16 protein-coding genes and 1 tRNA gene are annotated in these 20103 nt (G+C 54.3%); 14 read left to right on the forward strand and 3 right to left on the reverse strand.

Going from position 1 to position 20103, the window contains the following annotated elements; all coding sequences use genetic code 11:
* Window positions 1-166: 166 nt before the first annotated feature.
* A complete protein-coding gene (locus tag SIB88_RS11745; RefSeq protein WP_114097336.1) occupies window positions 167-331 on the forward strand; it encodes a DUF1127 domain-containing protein in 165 nt (54 codons plus the stop codon).
* Between the two features lie 205 nt (window positions 332-536).
* Here the strand turns inward: SIB88_RS11745 and SIB88_RS11750 are convergent, their stop codons facing one another.
* On the reverse strand, window positions 537-2111 hold the full coding sequence (locus tag SIB88_RS11750; protein WP_412558142.1) for a cryptochrome/photolyase family protein: 1575 nt from the start codon (window positions 2109-2111) through the stop codon (window positions 537-539).
* A gap of 268 nt (window positions 2112-2379) precedes the next feature.
* Between SIB88_RS11750 and bfr (SIB88_RS11755) the strand changes: the two genes are divergently transcribed.
* The 5 genes from bfr (SIB88_RS11755) to SIB88_RS11775 all read left to right on the forward strand — a co-directional run bounded on the left by bfr (SIB88_RS11755) (window position 2380) and on the right by SIB88_RS11775 (window position 7036).
* On the forward strand, window positions 2380-2856 hold the full coding sequence (gene bfr, locus SIB88_RS11755) for a bacterioferritin (protein ID WP_068518897.1): 477 nt from the start codon (window positions 2380-2382) through the stop codon (window positions 2854-2856).
* Between the two features lie 21 nt (window positions 2857-2877).
* On the forward strand, window positions 2878-3369 hold the full coding sequence (gene bfr, locus SIB88_RS11760) for a bacterioferritin (protein ID WP_068518898.1): 492 nt from the start codon (window positions 2878-2880) through the stop codon (window positions 3367-3369).
* Window positions 3370-3585: 216 nt separating this feature from the next.
* Entirely contained in the window at window positions 3586-6111 is a 2526-nt protein-coding gene (locus tag SIB88_RS11765) for a heavy metal translocating P-type ATPase (RefSeq protein WP_412558143.1), read from the forward strand.
* A gap of 15 nt (window positions 6112-6126) precedes the next feature.
* Window positions 6127-6510 (forward strand): Cu(I)-responsive transcriptional regulator, encoded by a 384-nt coding sequence (gene cueR, locus SIB88_RS11770; protein ID WP_068518899.1) that lies wholly within the window; start codon window positions 6127-6129, stop codon window positions 6508-6510.
* A 43-nt stretch (window positions 6511-6553) separates the two neighbouring features.
* Complete coding sequence (locus SIB88_RS11775) at window positions 6554-7036, forward strand: c-type cytochrome (RefSeq protein WP_228195587.1); 483 nt, start codon at window positions 6554-6556, stop codon at window positions 7034-7036.
* Window positions 7037-7138: 102 nt separating this feature from the next.
* Here the strand turns inward: SIB88_RS11775 and SIB88_RS11780 are convergent, their stop codons facing one another.
* Window positions 7139-8251, reverse strand: coding sequence for a PAS domain-containing sensor histidine kinase (locus tag SIB88_RS11780; RefSeq protein WP_287464930.1), 1113 nt, complete (start codon window positions 8249-8251; stop codon window positions 7139-7141).
* A 21-nt stretch (window positions 8252-8272) separates the two neighbouring features.
* Complete coding sequence (locus SIB88_RS11785; protein WP_412558144.1) at window positions 8273-9538, reverse strand: D-amino acid dehydrogenase; 1266 nt, start codon at window positions 9536-9538, stop codon at window positions 8273-8275.
* A gap of 210 nt (window positions 9539-9748) precedes the next feature.
* Here SIB88_RS11785 and SIB88_RS11790 point away from each other — a divergent pair, with 210 nt between their 5' ends.
* The 8 genes from SIB88_RS11790 to SIB88_RS11825 all read left to right on the forward strand — a co-directional run bounded on the left by SIB88_RS11790 (window position 9749) and on the right by SIB88_RS11825 (window position 20006).
* Window positions 9749-11212, forward strand: a complete 1464-nt coding sequence (locus SIB88_RS11790; RefSeq protein WP_412558145.1) for an NAD(P)H-hydrate dehydratase — start codon at window positions 9749-9751, stop codon at window positions 11210-11212.
* 247 nt (window positions 11213-11459) lie between these two features.
* On the forward strand, window positions 11460-12860 hold the full coding sequence (locus SIB88_RS11795; protein WP_412558146.1) for a malonyl-CoA decarboxylase: 1401 nt from the start codon (window positions 11460-11462) through the stop codon (window positions 12858-12860).
* Between the two features lie 168 nt (window positions 12861-13028).
* Window positions 13029-13113: transfer RNA gene (locus SIB88_RS11800), tRNA-Leu, on the forward strand.
* Between the two features lie 114 nt (window positions 13114-13227).
* The gene (gene tig / locus SIB88_RS11805; RefSeq protein WP_068518905.1) at window positions 13228-14688 is read left to right on the forward strand and encodes a trigger factor; all 1461 of its coding nucleotides are present in this window, start codon (window positions 13228-13230) and stop codon (window positions 14686-14688) included.
* Window positions 14689-14731: 43 nt separating this feature from the next.
* Window positions 14732-15361, forward strand: coding sequence for an ATP-dependent Clp endopeptidase proteolytic subunit ClpP (clpP, locus tag SIB88_RS11810; protein WP_068518906.1), 630 nt, complete (start codon window positions 14732-14734; stop codon window positions 15359-15361).
* Between the two features lie 301 nt (window positions 15362-15662).
* Entirely contained in the window at window positions 15663-16928 is a 1266-nt protein-coding gene (gene clpX, locus SIB88_RS11815; protein ID WP_068518907.1) for an ATP-dependent Clp protease ATP-binding subunit ClpX, read from the forward strand.
* Window positions 16929-17058: 130 nt separating this feature from the next.
* Entirely contained in the window at window positions 17059-19470 is a 2412-nt protein-coding gene (lon, locus tag SIB88_RS11820) for an endopeptidase La (protein WP_068518908.1), read from the forward strand.
* Between the two features lie 263 nt (window positions 19471-19733).
* On the forward strand, window positions 19734-20006 hold the full coding sequence (locus SIB88_RS11825; RefSeq protein WP_008891813.1) for an HU family DNA-binding protein: 273 nt from the start codon (window positions 19734-19736) through the stop codon (window positions 20004-20006).
* Window positions 20007-20103: the final 97 nt, after the last annotated feature.

Raw genomic sequence — 20103 nt, forward strand, 5'->3', positions numbered from 1 at the left:
GGTTTATATGTGACAAAATGGAACAGATGATATGCAAACTTTGGCAATTGAGGATTGAGTGACCCTTGGGCATATTGCATTGCGAAACTACTGAGGTGAATGCGCCAGACAGTTGGAGGTGAGCTCCAAGGCAGCATTCGAATTTTGTAACCCAAGGAGGTTCAACATGTTCCTGTCCAGTATTCTTGTTGCTGTTCGCCGTTGGGCCTATGCACGCTCGGTTGCGAATGAACTTTACGGCCTCGATAAGCGCGATCTTGATGATGTCGGTATTTCTCACTGGCAGATCAAAGACGTTGCTCGTAAAGCAGCTCGTGACGCGATTGCATAACGCCAGCGCACTTTAGGCACCCGTTCATCGGGATTGCCAATGCGGAAGCCGGACATCAGTCCGGCTTTTTGTGTTTTGGGCGACAGTTTCGTCTTTTGGTAATTCTGTCTTTTGGCGTCCAGTCCAGGGCAGCCTTTCCTGCCATCAGCTTGCCGTTCTGGTTCGGACGGGGAAACCCGCCAGGATTTCGGGCGATTTCCGGGATTTAAAACAGTGTTGCCTGCTTTGGCTGATTTGAAAAATCACCTTTATCAAGACGGTTCAGGAACTGTTCGGCCTGTGTGATCAGGTCACGCTTTGTCTCGTCTTTCATCCGGGCCCAGTTACGATATGGCATGCCAAGGCGGGGATTGTTGCCAAGCGTATCGGCATTGCGATCCAGAAAATGCCAGTAAAGCGCATTAAACGGGCAGGCGTCCGGCCCGGTGTTTTTGCGCGGATTGAATTCGCATCCCTGACAATAGTCCGACATGCGATCGATGTATTTTCCGCTGGCCGCATAGGGTTTGGACGCCATGACTCCGCCATCGGCATAAAGTGCCATGCCCAGGGTGTTTGGCAATTCAACCCATTCAAAAGCATCAATATAAACAGCCAGATACCAATCGCACACATCCTTGACGGACAGACCGGCAAGCAGGGAAAAGTTACCAATCACCATCAGGCGCTGAATATGATGGGCATAGGCATTGTCCAGCGTTTCGCCGATTGCATGACGCAAACAGTTCAGCGAAACGTTCCCGTCCCAGAAAAAGGTCGGCAGTGCCCGGCTGGCATTGAAATGATTGCGCGTGGCGTAATCCGGGCCCATGAACCAGTAAAGACCGCGCACATATTCCCGCCAGCCCAGAATCTGCCGAATAAAGCCTTCGACCGCATTCAGGGGCGCTGTGCCGTCATGATAGGCACGCTCTGCCGCCCGGCAGACTTCGTCTGGCAACAGCAATCCGATATTGAGATAGGGACTGATCAGGGCGTGATAAACGGTCGCACTTTTGACCGTCATCGCATCCTGATAATCACCAAAGCGGGGCAGGCGGGTGGTGATGAAATGATCAAGTACAGCCAGCGCATCATCGCGTGTCACCGCCCATCCAAATGAACGGGCATCCCCAATGGCATCGGGGAAATCTGTGTCAACGCATTCCAGAAGATCGCGGGTTATCTGATCTGGTGCAAAGGACACTGGTTCAGGCGGTGCCACATCGTCGGGCAGGCGTTTGCGATTGTCGTGGTCAAAGTTCCATTTGCCACCGACCGGCTTGCCATCGGGTTCCATCAGAATGCCGCTTTCACGCCGCAGCCCGCGATAGAAATATTCCATCCGCAATTCTTTGCGATCGCGTGCAAAATCCTCGAAAGCGCCAAGTGTTGCAAAGAACCGGTCATCGGGGCGAATTTCAAGTTCCGCATCAAATTGCGTTTCCCAGCCCTCTATTTCCTTGCGAACCCGCCGTTCCCCGGGCTCGGTGATGATGATTTTCCGGCAATTATACTGATCAAGGGATGAACGTAGTGCTTTGCTGAAGCTGTCGCAGGGGCGGCTTTGATAGTCATGATAATCGACAATGAAGCCTTCTTGGCGCAGCTGATCTGCGAAATGGCGCATTGCCGACAGGATCAGGACGATCTTTTGTTTGTGATGGGGGACATAGGTGGCCTCCTGACGCGGTTCGGCCATGACAATGACATCGGTCTGCGGATCTGCATCGGCGAGACTTGAAACAGAGCGCGTCAATTGATCGCCCAATACGAAACGAATGGTCTGACAAGAAGGCATTTTGATCCCGGTACAGGCTGCGTGAATGCGGTTACGAGTCGTACGGATCAGGGGCGGTAAAAGATCGCATTCGGGTGGTTTTTTGCCGAAGCGATTTTCATTCGCAGGCCCAAATCTGCGAATGATTTTTAATCAAGCAGTGTAAATGAAGAATTTTAAGGAAATCGCCTAAATTATTGATAATGGTAATCAAAGGCGCGTTTTTCTCTTGAAACGGGTGGGGGCTGTTCCCAATATCTTGGTAGCCCAACCCATCAGGAGAGCCATGATGAAAGGTGATCCCAAGATCATCACATATCTTAATCGCATTCTGACCAATCAGCTGACTGCGATTAACCAGTATTTCCTGCATGCCCGGATGCTGCGCGACTGGGGCGTCGAAGAAATGGGCGAATATGAGTACAAGCTTTCCATCAAGGAAATGAAACGTGCCGATGACACGATCGAGCGCATTCTGTTCCTTGAAGGCCTGCCCAATCTTCAGAACCTCAATAAACTTATGATCGGCGAAAATGTCGAGGAAATCGTCAGTTGCGACATGAAGTTCGAACTGGCCTCCTTGCCGCTGCTGCGCGAAGCAATCACTGCATGCGAAAAAGCCGAAGATTTTGTCACCCGTGATCTGCTGGTCAAATTCCTTGAAGAACAGGAAGAACATGTCGACTGGCTTGAGACCGAGGAATGGCAACTCGAACATGTCGGTATCGCAAATTACATTCAAAGCCGTTCAGGCGACGGCGACTAACCAGATCAGGAGCTTAACGCCATGAAGGGTAGTAAAAAGGTTATTGCCGCATTGAACAAACAGCTGACTGCCGAGCTGTCTGCGGCCGACCAGTACAACACGCATGCCGAAATGTATGCCGACTGGGGCCTGCATTCGCTGTATGAGCGCATGCACCATGAAAAGGACGAGGAACTTGAACACGCCAAACGTTTGATCGAGCGTATCCTGTTCCTTGAAGGCGTGCCCGACACCGCATCGCGTGAACCGATCAAGATCGGCAAAACCGTGCCCGAGATGATGAAAAACGATCTCGAGCACGAATATCACGTGATCAACCTGCTTAAGGAAGCCATCAAGATCGCGGAAAAGGAAGACGACTTCCAGACCCGTCAGATGCTGGTTGGTTTGCTTGATGACAGCGAAGAAGATCACGCATACTGGATCGAACAGCAGATCCGCCTGATCGATATGATGGGCCTGCAAAACTACATCCAGTTCCGCGCGGCCGGGGAACCGAACCCGCACGGCTGATCGAATTTGCGATCAACGCTTCAAAAGCCCCGGAATTCGTCCGGGGCTTTTTTTTATTATAATTCAAAGCTTTCCAGCCTTTTTTCGCATCGGAACTTTTCGGCTTGACCTTCCAGTTGCTGGAAGGTCTATCTTCCACCATATCAAACAGGGATGTGCGCCAAACGGCATTGAAGCCATGCGCCCCCCCGTCAACCCGGATTGAGGTGACAAGATATGGATAGCCGGATCGAAACAACCGATCACACCGCCCAGGGAAGTGCTGCCCAAGAAGGCACTGCCCAGGAAAGCACAGGCAGTGGATCGCAGGCACCGTCTGCGCAACAGGACGAGGTCAGTTTACCGATTGAGGGCATGACCTGTGCCAATTGTGCCGGGCGCGTGGAAAAGGCGATTGCCGGTCTTGATGGCGTGACCGGGGTCGATGTCAATCTGGCACTGAATTCCGCCCATATCCGCTTTGACGGTAACAAGCTTGATACGGCAAAGATTGCAGATACCATCAAGGATGCCGGTTATAGCGTTCCGCAACAGCAGCTGTCTTTTGATGTTGATGGCATGACCTGTGCGAACTGTGCATTGCGCGTGGAAAAGGCTTTGGCCGCGATGCCCGGCGTCACATCGGCCAGCGTCAATTTCGCCCTTGAACGTGCTGATATCGACGCGTTGCCCGGCAAGGTCAATGATGCAGCAGTCATTCGCGCGATTGAGGATGCCGGGTATCATGCAACGTCGCGCAACACATCCGCGACGGGCGGTAATGATGCGACCGACGGGCAATCCGCCGCCGACAATGGGCAGGCGCGCCGGTTTGACAAGTCACTTGTGATGCTTGCGGTATCGGCACTTCTGACCGCGCCACTGGTGTTGCAGATGGTGTGGATGAACTTGGGTGTGAATTATCACCTGCCGGCCTGGCTTGAACTGGTTCTGGCAACACCGGTGCAGTTCATCATTGGTCAGCGGTTTTACAAAGGTGCCTGGGCGGCATTGCGCCATCGCAGTGCCAATATGGATGTTCTTGTCGCACTGGGAACGTCGGCGGCCTATTTCCTGAGTGTCTATAACATGGTGGTCGGCAAGCCCGGCGACATGCATCTGTATTTCGAGGCATCAGCAGCGATCATTACCCTGATCCTGGCTGGCAAGATCATGGAAGAACGCGCCAAACGCGGTGCGTCCGCGGCGATCCGTGAATTGATGGCATTGCGCCCGCGGCGTGCGCGCAAACTGGTTGATGGTGCCGGTGAACAGGATGTCGCCATCGAAAGTCTGATGGTGGGGGATATTGTCCGTGTGCTGCCGGGCGAACGCGTTCCGGTCGACGGCACTGTGAATGCCGGTGAAAGCGAACTGGACGAAAGCCTGATTACCGGTGAAACCCGGCCGGTGGCGCGCATGCCCGGCGATGCCGTTGTTGGTGGTGCGGTCAATGGCACCGGTCGACTGGATATCGAAGTACGTGCCGTTGGCGATGACACCACGCTTTCGCGGATCATTCGATTGGTTGAAAAGGCCCAGACAGGCAAGGCACCGGTGCAAAAACTGGTGGATCGTGTTTCATCGGTGTTTGTGCCGGTCGTGGTTGCGATCGCCCTTGTGACCCTTTCGGTCTGGTTGCTGATGGGTTACGGGGCAGAGGCATCCATCGTTGCCGCAGTTTCGGTGCTGGTGATCGCATGTCCCTGTGCGCTTGGTCTGGCAACCCCGACCGCCCTTGTTGCGGGGACGGGCAGTGCCGCGCGTAACGGGATCCTGATCCGCAATTTCGAAGCCCTTGAACAGGCACATAACGTTGATACCGTGATCTTCGATAAAACCGGAACCCTGACCGAAGGCACACCGACGGTCCGTGATGTTCGTGCGGTAAACGGGGTCGAACGCAATGACATGTTGCGTCTGGTTGCAGCGGTGCAGGCGGCAAGCGAACATCCGCTTGCGCGTGCGATTGTGTCATTGGCCCGTGACGAGGAAATGCAGATCCCCGAAATCACCGATTTCAAAGGCAAAACCGGGGCCGGTGTCCTTGCCAGTGTCGAAAACCATTCGGTTGCAATCGGGACAGAGGCCATGTTGCAGGATCAGGGTATCGCATCGCCCCAACAGGCGATTGCCGATGAAATCAAACAGCATGAAAGCGAAGGCCGCACTGTTGTGCTGGTGGCGATTGACGGTGCGTTTGCGGGCTATATCACCCTTGAAGACCGCATTCGTGAAAGTGCCAAACAGGCGATTGCCGATCTTAAGGCGCGCGGCATTTCATCCATCATGTTGTCTGGTGACAGTCAGGATGTCGCAACCCATGTTGCCCGTGAATTGGGATTGGAGCGCGGAGAAGGGCGTATTCGCCCGCAGGACAAGGCGCGCGAGGTCGAAAAACTGCGCAAGCAGGGCCGTCATGTCGCCATGGTTGGCGATGGCATCAATGATGCCCCGGCATTGGCGGCGGCCGATGTTGGTATTGCCATGGGTGGCGGTACCGATGTTGCCATGGAGACCGCGGGTATCACCCTGATGCGGTCGGATCCGGCACTGGTGTCGGCGGCTATTGATATCTCGATCGCCACGCGCCGCAAGATCGCACAGAACCTGTTTTGGGCCTTTGCCTATAACGTGGTGGGTGTGCCGCTTGCCGCTCTTGGCGTTCTGAGCCCGGCGATTGCCGGGGCGGCCATGGCGCTCAGTTCTGTTTCGGTGGTCGGCAACTCTTTGACGTTGCGCGGCTGGAAAGTCCGGCGGTAAGGCGGGGAGAAAGTTATGAATATTTCCGATGCAGCAACCCGGTGCGGGCTTCCGGCGAAAACCATCCGCTATTACGAGGATATCGGGCTGGTTACGCCAGGGCGGCTTGAAAACGGATATCGCGATTACAGTGACGATGACCTGCATAAATTGCGGTTTTTGCAACGTGCGCGCGGGCTTGGATTCTCGGTCGAGGATTGCCGGGTCCTATTGTCGCTTTACGAGGATCGCAACCGCGCATCGTCTGACGTAAAGGAAATCGCCAAGGCCCATCTGAGTGAAATCGAACGCAAGATTTCGGAACTGCAAAGCTTGCAGAAAACCCTGTCCGATCTTGTGCATGCCTGCCATGGCGATGATCGTCCGCATTGTCCGATCATCAACGATCTGGCGCGCTGAAGCGCGGCCCGTGAACCAAAAAAGAAAAGAGAGAGACCAAAGCGTGCAAAACAAAGGTGTTATGGTGCTGGGGGCCGCTGTCGGGGCCGCCATCATGTATGGAATTGTTTCCTTTTTCGTCCCGCAGGCCGGGCCGCAACAGAACGTGGAATTGCACCCCGATGATCTGAAGGTCGTGGCCCTTGGCAAGAAAATCTATGACGCCAATTGTGCGTCCTGCCACGGCGTAAAACTGGAAGGTGAGGCCAATTGGCGCGAACGGGGTGAAGACGGTTTGCTGCCAGCGCCGCCACATGATGAAACCGGTCACACCTGGCATCACCCCGATGCCCTGCTATTTGCCTTGACCAAATATGGTCCGGCCGCAATGGCAGGGGATGGTTACACCTCGGCCATGCCGGGGTTTGAGGATGTCCTGAGTGATGAAGAAATCATCGCCAGCCTGTCCTATATCAAAAGCCGCTGGCCCAAGGAGGTCAGACAACGCCACGACCAGATCAACCAGTCAGCAGCTCAACAGCAATAGTATGCAGAACTGACTGGTGCGGTCTGCACGGCTGCTTGAAACACCAAGCCCCGCACCGGACGACCGATGCGGGGCTTTTGTATTGATATTCGGGATAGGGGGTTATCCGCGCGGCAGCGTGATGCGCACGGTTGTTCCTTTGCCCGGCGCGCTTTCGATGCTGAGATTGCCGCCATGCAGTTCGACCAGAAGCTTTGCCAGCGGAAGACCAAGTCCGGTCCCGGCACTTTCCTTGACCCCGGATGGGTGCAGCTGTGAAAAGCGGGCAAGTGCGCGCGGAATGTCATTCGGGCTCATGCCAACGCCATTGTCGGCAATCGCAATAGTGACGTCATCATCGGTGGATGTCAGATTGATCGTGATCGTGCCGCCATCAGGGGTGAATTTCGCGGCGTTGCTCAGAATATTGATCAGGATTTGCTTGAGCTTCAGCTTGTCACAGCGAAGGGTAAATCCATCCTGCGGCAAGTCGATCCGAAGATGGTGCTTGCGACGGGTGATGTCGTCACGAACCAGTTTGGCGGCTTCATTGATGACGATGCCAAGATCGGCGTCTTCGGCTTGAAGGGTCATGGACCCGGCCGACAGCTTGGACACATCAAGCACATTATTCACAAGTTCAAGCAGGTGCTTGCCTGCTTCATACACATCGCGTCCGCAGTCGCGATAACCATCGGGAATATCCCCCAGAACGGCCTGGGCGATCAGTTCGGAATTGCCGATGATTGCATTAAGCGGTGTACGCAATTCATGGCCCATATTGGCGATGAAGTCGGATTTTGATGCATTTGCGTCGGCCTGATGGCGGGTTTGTTCCATCAGGGATCGTTCGGCTTGTTGCTGACGATCATTTTCCAGAAGCGTCATCAAAACCGCGGTACGTGTTTCATTGTTCTGGAAATATTCAAGCGGGGCGATCGAAAGATCGCAAACATGGCTTTCGCGTGATGCACCAACCAGAACAATATCACCGCGCCAGGTGCGGCCCGATGCGAACACGTCTTCGATATCGTTGATCAGGCCCTTGGAAAGAAAGCCGGCCTTGCGGCCCATCATGCGGTCGCGCGACACACCAATCAGGCGCGCGATGGCCTCGTTACACTGAAGAACAATACCGTTTCGGTCACAGATGACAGCCGCATAGGGAAGGGCGTTCAAGACAACCTGATCGGCCAATGGCACACTGGTTGTGCCAATCGGTGTATTGCTGGTCATATCAGCCCCTGGTCCCATGGTTTACAGTAACGCTCGTTTAAAACGTTCGATACCCAGCCCTGTAAGTGGGATGTCAGGTGTGCGATTGCTTATAACGTCGGCGATTGCCTTTGCCGATCCACAACTCATCGTCCAGCCCAGCGTCCCATGCCCCGTGTTAAGGAAGAGATTACCATATTTTGTGCCGCCAAGAATAGGGGCAGAATCAGGCGTCACCGGGCGCAATCCCGACCAAAAGGCGATGCTGGACCGGTCCCCGCAATTTGGAAACAATTCTAATGCCTTATCAACGATCAGCTGATTTCGGCGCGGCGACATGCGCAGGTTATACCCGTCAAGCTCGGCAGTGCCTGCAACCCGAAGTTGGTCTCCAAGCCTTGAATACACCATTTTAACGCTGTCATCGATCAGGGCGGTGTGCGGTGCCCCGTCATAGCCGGTCGTATCGATACTGATCGAATAGCCCTTGCACGGGTAAATCGGCAAATTGATGCCAAGCGGCCTGACCAGAAGCGGACTGTAACTGCCAAGACAGACCAAAAAGGCATCAGCTTTGATCTGCCCCTGATTGGTCTGGACTGCCGTGACCTTGCCATTGTCATGGATCAGCCGGTTAATCGTGGTGTTGAATTTGAAATCGGCACCACGGGCACGGCAATGGCCGGTCAGTTGTTCGGTGAATTTTCGGGCATCGCCACTTTCATCATCGGGGGTGTAGCTGCCACCGACAATAGGGGCCGTGCTTTGACGCAAGGCAGGTTCAATTTCGTAACATTCCTGCGTGCTGACCAGTTTTCGGCCAAGACCGAGTTCCTGCATCTGTTGGGTCGCACGCGCAACCGCAGCCATTTCGCCATCATCGCGGCAAATATGCAGGATACCCCGTTCACTGTGATCGTATTGCAGGTCAAGCTGACCGCGCAATGCACGCAGGCAATCACGGCTATAGGTCGCAACCCGCAGGGCCTTTTCAAGATTGACCTGCGCACGTTTATCCGTGCAATTGGCCAAAAACCGCAATCCCCAGGCAAACAGTTGCGGGTCAAAGCGCATTCTGATCAGAAGCGGCGCTTCTTCGCGACCAAGCCATTTCAGGATTTGCCCCGGCGTACCTTTGTTGGCCCACGGGGTTGCATGACATGCAGAAATCTGACCGCCATTGGCAAAGCTGGTTTCCTGCGCGCTGGCATGTTGGCGGTCAATTACCGTGACCTGATGACCATTTTGCAAAAGATACCAGGCCGCTGTCGTCCCGATGACGCCAGCACCCATAACGACAACATGCATGTGGGCAAAGCCTTGTTGCGGAAAGTGCGTGATCTTTGCAGACCAGAAAGATAACCCTATGTGCTAACTGTCTGATGTGCGAATTTTGGTGCAATATACTGTTACATCAGGAAAATGGCTACCGGTGACTTGCCATGCCTGGTGACCGGACGGGCAGGTGGGAATTCCGCCATGCTGGTTGATGCTGCCGCGCAAAGCTGACGGGGTGAAATGTTCGAAATTCTGACCACAGACCAGATGTATGAAGCAGATCGTCGCACCATCGATGGCGGGATTGCCGGTGATGTGCTGATGGAGAATGCCGGACGTGCAGTGTACGAAGAAATCGTGCGCCACTGGTCGCCGCGATCGGTATCGGTTCTGTGCGGGCCGGGCAATAATGGCGGGGACGGTTTTGTCATTGCGCGTTTGCTGCGTGAGGCGGGCTGGTCTGTAAGGCTTGGGCTGATGGGGGATGTCGCGGCCCTTAAAGGGGATGCTGCACATCATGCCGCGCGCTGGGAAGGCGCATCCGAACGCCTGTCGCCGGCGCTGGTTGTCGGGGCGGATCTTGTTGTCGATTGTATCTTTGGTGCCGGGCTTGTCCGTGACATCACGAACGATATTGCGGTGCTGGTCACCACGATCAATTCAAGTGCGGCTTCTGTGGTTTCGGTTGATGTGCCCTCAGGCGTTGATGGCAATACCGGCATGATCCGCGGATGTGCGATCAAGGCGGATCTGACGGTTACGTTTTGCCGGGCCAAGCCCGGGCATTATCTTTTGCCGGGGCGATTGATGTGCGGTGAACTGGCTATTCGCGATATCGGGATTTCTGATCAGATCATCTCGGAAATCCGGCCGAATTGCTGGCGCAATGATCCTGTCTTGTGGCGGGCGGGCATCCATTGGCCCGGTCTTGACGGGCATAAATATCATCGTGGTCATCTTCTGGCTTTTGGTGGGGCTGCCATGACCGGGGCGACCCGCCTTGTCGCGCGGGCCGCACGGCGGTCCGGTGTCGGATTGTTGACGGTGGTATCCGACCCCTCAGTCTTGCCGATATACGGGGCCGATAGCCCCGGCGTGATGACCGCACCGATCGGTCAGATCGAAACTCTTTTGAATGATTGCCGGCATAACGCCTTTGTCATCGGGCCCGGATACGGGGTTGGCGACGATACAAGAAGCCTTGTTCTCAAACTTTTGCATCAGTGCCGGTCAACGGTTCTGGATGCGGATGCGCTCACAAGTTTTGCCGATGATCCGTCTACATTATGTTTTGCGGTTCAGGGGCCGACGGTATTGACCCCGCATGAAGGGGAATTCGGTCGCCTGTTCCCCGACATCGAAGGTGACAAACTGACCCGGGCGCGGGCGGCCGCGAAACGAAGTGGTGCGACGGTTCTGATCAAAGGTGCCGATACGGTCATTGCCGCCCCGGACGGGCGCGCGGCCATCAGCGCCATTGAAGCCCCCTGGCTGGCAACGGCCGGTTCCGGCGACGTGTTGGCAGGGATTATTTGCGGGCTTATGGCGCAGGGCATGGAAATGTTTGATGCGGCCTGCATGGGTGTCTGGTTGCATGGCCGGTGCGGTGCGGATATGGGCCCGGGGCTGATCGCCGAAGATATTCCGGACCATCTTCCCGTCATTCTGCGCGAATTGTGGCTGGCCTCGCGGAAGAAAGCCTGAACATTTCGCCATTGATCCCGGTGATTGCGCAAAGCGCGTTTTGCACCAAATTTGTGACAAGTACCAACAGGTGCTGGATGTTTGGTGCCGACCTTCCGATATAAATGTCAGACAGGCCGCATAAAGCCGCATAAAAAGTGATGCCAACGACATCTCCTGCATGTCTTACGTGGTGCGAGAAACTGGTCAGTCGTGGTCTGCCCGGATCATGGCCGGGCTGTAAAACTGCTGGATGTGGGGGACAATCATGTCTCAGACCTTTCTTGACAGAACCATAGATAATCTTCGTCTGGCCTGGCGTGAATTGCGCGACAGTTCGGTTGTGCGCAGTCTTGGTCTTGATGAAGGCCAAAGCCGTCAGGATCGTTGGCGCCGTCAGATCGCAGATTGTTTGGCCCGGCGCGGTGGTGCGGTATCGGCGCGATCACGTGCGGCGGAACTTGGGCATGATTTTCTGCGCCTTGATGATGCTGGCAAACGTGCGTTTCTGCATTTGCTGGTCAATGAATTTGGCGTGGATCGCGATCATGTGTCAGCGATCATGGCAGACTGGAACATGGCTGATGATCTGGCTGAACAGGCGCTTCTGGAGGCGGAGCTCAGAACCGCACTTGTGCCACCATTTCGCATGATCCTTAAGGAATTCAATTCCTTGCCTCAGGGGGTGAAGTTTCTGGTTGATCTGCGGGCTGATCTTTTGCGCTGGCGCAAGGAGGCACCGGGACTTGCGATTCTTGAACGCGATCTCAAGGAATTGCTGGCAAGCTGGTTTGATATCGGTTTTCTGGAATTACAGCGCATTACGTGGAATTCATCGGCAGCCCTTCTGGAAAAGCTGATCGCCTATGAGGCCGTTCACGCGATCCAGAGTTGGGATGATCTTAAGCGCCGGTTGGCCCCGGACCGCAGATGTTTTGCCTTTTTCCATCCGGGAATGCCCGATGAACCGCTGATCTTTGTCGAGGTCGCACTGGTTAACGGCATTGCCGGAAATGTCGATGCCCTGATCAAGGGTGATCAGGACGCACATGAACATCAGGACGATCAAGCGGACGCAGTGGCCGATACCGCGATTTTCTATTCGATCTCGAACGCACAGGCCGGACTGGCAGGGATCAGTTTTGGCGATTTCCTGATCAAGCGGGTGGTGGGTGAGTTACAGCGCGATTTGCCCGATCTTAAACAGTTCAGCACCCTGTCACCGATCCCGGCACTGAGGGGTTGGATGAACAAACAGCTTGATGCAATGGCGCAAAAACAGGAAACCGGCCTGCCCAAGGCGATCGAGGCGGCCTTGCGTGATTGTGATGACCTGATGGGGCCAAAGCCGCCTGCCAAACATCCCGACGAGGTCAGCGAACGTACGCGTACCAATATCGAATATCTTGCCGCATGGTATTTGTTGAATGCCAGACGCCCGGAAACCGGGTCGGCATTTGATCCGGTGGCGCATTTCCACCTGACCAACGGGGCCCGGGTCGAACGGCTTAACTGGAACGGCAATGGCAAGGAAAACGGCTGGCTGCAGTCATTCGGGGTGATGGTGAACTATCTTTACGACCTTTCGATGATCGAAAAAAATCACGAAAGCTATGTCGGGCAGGGCAAAATTGCCGCATCTGGCGCGGTCAAACGTCTTTTGCGCTAGTTTCTTTTTTCACGCAAACCGTTGAAAGTCGCGCGATAGCGCCGCCGTTTGCCAGTTAATTTCGACAAGAATGCATTTGTCGAAAAGGCGATGCTTGCATGAGGTGAGCGAAGTTTGTATTAAGGCGCACTCATTCCGGTCTTACCGGCATGATTTGCGTGCTTGTGTGCGGGCGTGGCGGAACTGGTAGACGCGCTGGATTTAGGTTCCAGTGGAGCAATCCGTGGGGGTTCGAGTCCCTTCGCCCGTACCACTTGCAGGCTTTAAAATTAGATCAGGTTTTATATTCGTTTAGTCATATTGACTTTCTGACGTCCGGACTGCGTCGCGTAACGGACATTATTCGAACCAAGCAAAAGAGTTATCTATGCAGGTTACTGAAACCAAAAACGAAGGCCTGGCGCGCGAGTTCAAAGTCGTCGTGCCCGCCGCACAAATCGAAGAAAAAGTCGTCGCCAAGCTTGACGAGATCAAAGACCAGGTTCGCCTGCCGGGCTTCCGTCCGGGCAAAATTCCGGCGAAACTCCTGCGTCAGCGTTATGGCCAGGCCGTCATGGGTGAAGTTCTTGAAGCTGCTGTGAACGAAAACACCGGCAAAGTTCTTTCCGACAATGACCTGCGTCCGGCTGTTCAGCCGAAAATCGAAGTCACCAAATTCGACGAAGGTGGTGATCTCGAGTTCGATATCGCTGTTGAAGTTATCCCGGCAATCGAAGCCATGGACTTCAAAAAGCTGAAGCTGACCCGTGAAGTTGTTGAACTTGACGAAGCCAAGGTTACCGAAACGCTTGAGCGTATTGCTGCTGCACAGGGCACCACCGAGCCGCTCGCACGCAAGCGCAAGTCGAAAAAAGGTGACGTTGTTGTCATCGACTTCCTCGGCAAAATCGACGGTGAAGCATTCGACGGCGGCAAAGCCGAAGATTACGAACTCGAACTGGGTTCGGGCTCGTTCATCGATGGTTTCGAAGATCAGCTGACCGGTGTGAACGCTGGTGACGAAGTTGTCGTCAAAGTGAAGTTCCCGGAAGCTTACGGTGCGGCTGAACTCGCAGGCAAAGACGCCGAGTTCGACGTAACCGTCAAGGAAATCAAAGAAAAGAAACCGGCTGAGCTGGATGACGAACTGGCCAAGAAGCTCGGTCAGGAATCGTTCGAAGCCCTCAAGGACGCGATCCGCAAGGATTACGGCCGCGAGTACGAATCGGTTTCCCGTCAGAAGCTGAAGCGTGAACTGCTTGACGCCCTTGCAGAAAACCACAGCTTCGAACTTCCGACCTCGCTCGTTGAAAACGAACTCGAAGGCATCATCGGTCAGATCAAACAGGCCCGTGAAGCTGGTCAGGAAGATGACGAAACCAAAGGCAAGTCCGAAGAAGAGCTGACCGAAGAGTTCCGCGAAATCGCAGAACGTCGCGTTCTTCTGGGTCTTCTGCTGGCAGAAGTTGGCCGCGCAAACGACATCCAGGTTACCCAGGAAGACGTGAACAAGGTCCTCGTTGCCGAAGCTCAGAAGTACCCGGGCCAGGAACAGCAGGTTATTGAATTCTATAAAAATAACCCGCAGGCCTTGCAGGCGCTTCAGGGCCCTGTATATGAAGACAAGGTCGTGGATTACATCGTCGAACTCGCCAAGGTTGAAGAAAAGACCGTTACGGTCGAAGAACTTCTGAAGCCGGAAGAGGAAGACGAAGCTCCGAAGAAGAAATCGGCTGCCAAGAAAGCACCGGCGAAAAAGGACGCAGAGAAAAAGGCTCCGGCCAAGAAAGCTGCTGCCAAGAAGCCGGCTGCGAAGAAAAAAGCAGCTGACAAATCCGACGAGAAGTAATCCGACCGGACACGGTTTAGGATAATGCAGGGAGTTGCAGTTGATGATTAGAGAACAGATGAATTCGCTTGTACCAATGGTGGTTGAACAGACCAGCCGGGGCGAGCGTGCGTACGACATCTTTTCGCGTTTGCTCAAGGAGCGTATCGTTTTCATCAACGGCCAGGTCCATGACGGCATGTCGTCGCTGATCTGTGCGCAGCTCCTGCATCTCGAATCGGAAAATCCGGACAAGGATATTTCGCTTTACATCAACTCTCCGGGCGGTGTTGTGACCTCGGGTCTCGCCATCTATGACACCATGCAATACATCCGTTGCGATGTTTCGACGGTGTGCATGGGGCAGGCGGCATCCATGGGATCGCTTCTTCTGATGGCCGGTGCAAAGGGCAAGCGTTATTGCCTGCCGAATGCACGCGTCATGATCCACCAGCCGTCCGGCGGTTTCCAGGGCCAGGCATCGGATATCGAAATCCATGCCCGTGAAATCCTGGCACTGCGTCAGCGTCTTAACGAGATTTATGTCGAACATACAGGCCGTGATCTCAAGACGATTGAAGATGCGATGGAGCGTGACAACTTCCTCACCCCGGATCAGGCCAAGGAATTCGGTCTGATCGACGAAGTGGTGACCTCGCGTCCGAAGCCGGAAGGCGATGAAAAGAAAGACTGATTGCCATATCGCAATCGGTGAAAACGCCCCGGTCAATGGCCGGGGCGTTTTTTTATGTCTTGCCTCATGGCAGTTTTAAGTCATAGACAGGTAATTAGCGCGTGCGACAGGCCGATGTCTGGAACTTGTGGGTCGCTCGAACGTTCGGGTGATTAATGCAAGGGGTTTCGCAACCACGATGGCGGACCCATATCAAACATGACGCCATAACGTCGAAAAGCGCAGATTAAACGTTGAGATCGGTATCGTTTACCGGCTAACATGGCGATAAAAGATAACGTCAAACGTAATTGGGGTTTGTATGAGCAAATCGAATAGCGGGGACTCCAAGAACACTCTGTACTGTTCTTTCTGTGGAAAGAGCCAGCACGAGGTTCGCAAGCTCATCGCCGGTCCAACCGTATTCATCTGTGATGAATGCGTAGAGCTTTGCATGGACATCATCCGCGAAGAGCATAAAACCCATCTCGTCAAATCGGCAGACGGGGTGCCTTCTCCGCAAGAGATTTGCAAGGTCCTTGATGACTATGTCATCGGTCAGGGCCATGCGAAAAAAGTTCTCTCGGTCGCGGTTCACAACCATTACAAACGCCTGCATCACGCCAGCAAGAATGAAGACATCGAACTGGCGAAGTCCAACATCATGCTGGTCGGTCCGACCGGTTGCGGTAAAACGCTTCTGGCCCAGACCCTGGCCCGTATTCTTGATGTGCCCTTCACCATGGCGGATGCCACCACCCTGACCGAAGCCGGTTATGTGGGTGAAGATGTCGAGAACATCATTCTCAAGCTGCTGCAGGCTGCGGATTACAATGTCGAGCGCGCCCAGCGCGGCATCGTCTATATCGACGAGGTCGACAAGATTTCGCGTAAATCCGACAACCCGTCGATCACGCGCGATGTCTCGGGCGAGGGTGTGCAGCAGGCATTGCTCAAGATCATGGAAGGCACTGTTGCATCGGTTCCGCCGCAGGGCGGCCGCAAGCATCCGCAACAGGAATTCCTGCAGGTCGACACCACCAACATCCTTTTCATCGTCGGTGGCGCGTTCGCCGGCCTGGACAAGGTGATTTCACAGCGTGGCAAGGGCAGCGCAATCGGCTTTGGTGCCGATGTTCGCAGCCCCGATGACCGCCGTACGGGTGAAGTTCTGCGTGAAGTCGAACCGGAAGATCTTCTGAAGTTCGGTCTGATCCCGGAATTCATCGGTCGTCTGCCGGTTCTGGCAACGCTTGAGGACCTCGACAATGATGCTCTGGTCAAAATCCTGACCGAGCCGAAAAACGCACTGATCAAGCAGTATCAGCGCCTGTTTGACATGGAAGATGTGAAACTTACCTTCCAGCCGGACGCGCTCAAGGCGATTGCCGACAAGGCAATCGAACGCAAGACCGGTGCACGTGGCCTGCGCTCGATCATGGAAGGCATCCTGCTTGATACCATGTTCGATCTGCCGACCATGGAAAGTGTCGAGGAAATCGTCATCAATAATGACGTTGTCGAAGGAAAGGCAAAACCGTTGCTGATCCATTCGGAGCGCCATGAAGGTGTCGAAAATACCGCCTGATCTTAAATCCCGCACCGGCATCCATTGCGGTGCGGGAATTTCAGCTTATCTAAGAAATGTTCGCGTTACTGGCGGGGCCTATGGCAGGACCCCAGCAACGTTTTTGGCTCAGAGTAGGGAATAGAACATAATGGTCGAATTGGCGCGTGGCGAAATTTACCCGGTGCTGCCGTTGCGCGACATTGTCGTGTTCCCGCACATGATTGTTCCGCTTTTTGTCGGACGCGAGAAATCGGTGCGTGCACTCGAAGATGTGATGCGCGAAGACAAGCAGATCCTGCTTGTTACCCAGAAGGACGCCGGTCTTGATGACCCGGCCGTCGAAGATCTCTATGAAGTTGGTACTGTCGCAACTGTCTTGCAGCTTCTCAAGCTGCCGGACGGCACCGTCAAGGTGCTGGTCGAAGGCGGCAAGCGTGCCGAGATTTCCGGTTATGTCGATAACCCGGACTTCTTCCAGGCTTATGGTGCCGTGCGCGAGGACGCTGACGAAGATGACAGCGAACTTGAGGCACTGGCACGTTCTGTGGTTACACAGTTCGAACAGTACATCAAACTCAACAAAAAAATTCCGCCAGAAGTCCTGGTTTCGGTCAATCAGATCGAAGAACCGGCAAAGCTTGCTGACACGGTGGCATCCCATCTGTCACTGAAGATTTCCGAAAAGCAGGAATTGCTGGAAACCAAGCTGGTTGGCGATCGTCTTGAGCGTATTTTCGGTTTCATGGAATCCGAAATCGGCGTGTTGCAGGTCGAAAAGAAAATCCGCAACCGCGTCAAACGCCAGATGGAGAAAACCCAGCGCGAGTACTATTTGAATGAGCAGCTTAAAGCCATTCAGAAAGAACTTGGCGAAGGCGAAGACGGCAAGGATGAAGCTTCTGAAATCGAAGAGAAGCTGAACAAGGCCAAAATGCCCAAAGAGGCAAAGGAAAAGGCCCAGGCAGAACTCAAGAAACTGCGCAATATGAGCCCGATGTCGGCAGAAGCCACCGTGGTGCGCAACTATCTTGACTGGATGGTGTCGATTCCGTGGAACAAGCGTTCGCGTGTTTCCCATGATCTGAAAAAGGCCAAGAAGGTCCTTGATAAGGAACATTACGGTCTTGAGAAGGTCAAGGAACGCATCCTTGAATATCTTGCGGTGCAGGCGCGTACCAAAAAAGTCAAAGGCCCGATCCTGTGCCTTGTTGGTCCTCCGGGCGTTGGTAAGACCTCGCTTGGTAAATCGATGGCCAATGCCACGGGACGCAGCTTTATCCGCATGTCGCTTGGCGGTGTGCGCGACGAATCCGAAATCCGCGGTCATCGCCGGACCTATATCGGTTCCATGCCGGGCAAGATTGTCCAGGGCATGAAAAAGGCGAAATATTCCAACCCGTTGTTCCTTCTCGACGAGATCGAAAAAATGGGTTCGGATTTCCGTGGTGACCCGGCATCGGCCCTGCTTGAGGTACTTGATCCGGAACAGAACTCGACCTTTAACGACCACTATCTTGAAGTCGATTACGATCTTTCGGATGTGATGTTCGTGACCACGGCCAACTCGCTTCGCATGCAGCAGCCGCTGCTCGACCGTATGGAGATCATCCGGATTTCCGGTTACACCGAAGACGAGAAAGTCGAAATCGCCAAACGTCACCTGATCCCGAAACAGATCAAGGATAATGGTCTGCGCAAAGGTGAATGGAGCATTTCTGACGAAGCGCTTCGTGATCTGATCCGCTTCTATACCCGCGAAGCCGGTGTGCGTAACCTTGAACGCGAACTGGCCCGTCTGGCACGTAAGGCGACCAAACGCATCATGCTTGAAAATATCAAGACCGTGCGTGTGACGCCGCGGACGCTTGGCAAATATGCCGGTATCCGCAAGTTTCGCTATGGCGAGACCGAGGGTGAAGACCAGGTCGGTGTTGTTACCGGTCTTGCCTATACGGAATTCGGTGGTGATCTGCTTCAGATTGAAGCCGTTACCGTCCCGGGCAAGGGCAACATGAAAACCACCGGCAAGCTCGGTGAAGTCATGACGGAATCGATCCAGGCGGCAACCTCGTTCGTGCGGTCGCGTGCAACGGAATTCGGCATCAAGCCGACCCTGTTCCAGAAACGCGACATTCACGTTCACGTGCCCGAAGGTGCGACCCCGAAAGACGGTCCGTCAGCCGGCGTGGGCATGGTGACTTCGGTTGTTTCGGTTCTGACCGGAAACCCGGTGCGCAAGGATGTCGCCATGACCGGCGAAGTTACGCTGCGTGGCCGTGTTCTGGCGATCGGTGGTCTGAAGGAAAAACTTCTCGCGGCACTGCGGGGCGGGGTGAAAACCGTTCTGATCCCGCAGGAGAACGAAAAGGATCTCGAAGAGATTCCGGACAACGTCAAACGTGGCATGGAAATCATTCCGGTGTCCCATGTTGACGAAGTTCTGAGCCATGCGTTGGTCAATCCGCTGGTCCCGATCGAGTGGGAAGAGCCCGATGATGATGTTGCCGTCAAATCAAAGGACGGTGAAGAATCGGAAATCGGTGGTGTGACGACTCATTAAGGTCCGTCACAACCGGCAGAAAACAAGGGGAGCGACCATGTCGCTCCCCTTTTTCTGTGGATAACTTTGCCCAAGAATCGGCGAAGGGCCATGTCGAGATTGGTGTAAAGCGCAAAAAAAGGAAAAAAACGTCAAAAACCGCAGAAAACTGCGTCTCTCGCATGGACGAGCTGTTTGCTACCTGCTTACACTGCCCATGCAACAGGTTTGGGGCAAACCAAATTTCCTCATAACTCCGAACGTCCAAACAAGGGGGCCAGGAAGTGAATAAAAACGATCTCGTTGGAAGTGTAGCTGCTAAAGCTGATCTGTCCAAAGCTGACGCTGCTAAAGCGGTTGACGCTGTTTTCGATTCCATCACCGATTCTCTGAAATCCGGCGACGAAGTTCGTCTGGTTGGTTTCGGTACCTTCGCTGTCGCTGCTCGCGCTGCTTCAAAAGGTCGCAACCCGCGCACCGGTGAAGAAATCGACATCCCGGCATCGAAACAGCCGAAGTTCAAGGCTGGCAAAGGCCTTAAGGATGCCGTCAACTAAGTTTGACGAAGTTCTTAGAAAAAATGCCGGTGACACACGTCACCGGCATTGCTTTTTGTAAAAACCGTGTTATGTTCCGCCCCGCTTCTGCAGGAAA

It is taken from the genome of Thalassospira sp. MIT121401 (genome assembly GCF_047125595.1).
Lineage (GTDB): Bacteria > Pseudomonadota > Alphaproteobacteria > Rhodospirillales > Thalassospiraceae > Thalassospira > Thalassospira povalilytica.